This is a genomic window from Isoptericola haloaureus (genome assembly GCF_036689775.1).
Taxonomy (GTDB): Bacteria; Actinomycetota; Actinomycetes; order Actinomycetales; family Cellulomonadaceae; genus Isoptericola; species Isoptericola haloaureus.
In genome coordinates this window covers 1-486 of the sequence record NZ_JBAGLP010000108.1, presented here as the reverse complement: position 1 = coordinate 486, position 486 = coordinate 1, and the positions used below count along the sequence as shown (strand labels likewise).

Here is a 486-nt window from a genome sequence, read left to right as displayed (position 1 = left end):
ACAGCGAAGGGGAAACGCCCGGTCCCATACCGAACCCGGAAGCTCAGCCCTTCAGCGCCGATGGTACTGCCCTGGAGACGGGGTGGGAGAGTAGGACGCCGCCGGACACCCTTCACAGCAGGCCCCCAACCCCTCGCGGGTCGGGGGCCTGACTGCTCTCTGGACGTGTATCGGGGAACGGTCGGCTCGCACGGCCGGCCGCGACCGCGCGAGGATCGCGCGTTCCCCAGTCATGAGCAGACTACAGTCAACCACACGCCGCGCGGGACTGCCGATTCCAGCGATGGGCAACTGCCCCCCCGTGGACCAGCGCGTTTCGGCTTCCCCACAGCCGATAGTCGGCGACATCCCTCCCGCGACGGGCGTCCCCCTCGTGTCGGACCGCGCCGCCGGGACCGGCCGCCTCGCCCGGCCGGCCGTCCCCCCCGAGAAAGCCAGCGGCGCCGGGCCAGGGGCCCGCCACGGGATAGGAAGAGCCGCGCGGAG

1 rRNA gene is annotated in these 486 nt (G+C 72.4%); it reads left to right on the top strand.

The features are described from left to right. Nucleotides 1-107 (top strand): 5S ribosomal RNA (gene rrf / locus V5O49_RS03910); the annotation flags it as partial. Nucleotides 108-486 lie beyond the last annotated feature (379 nt).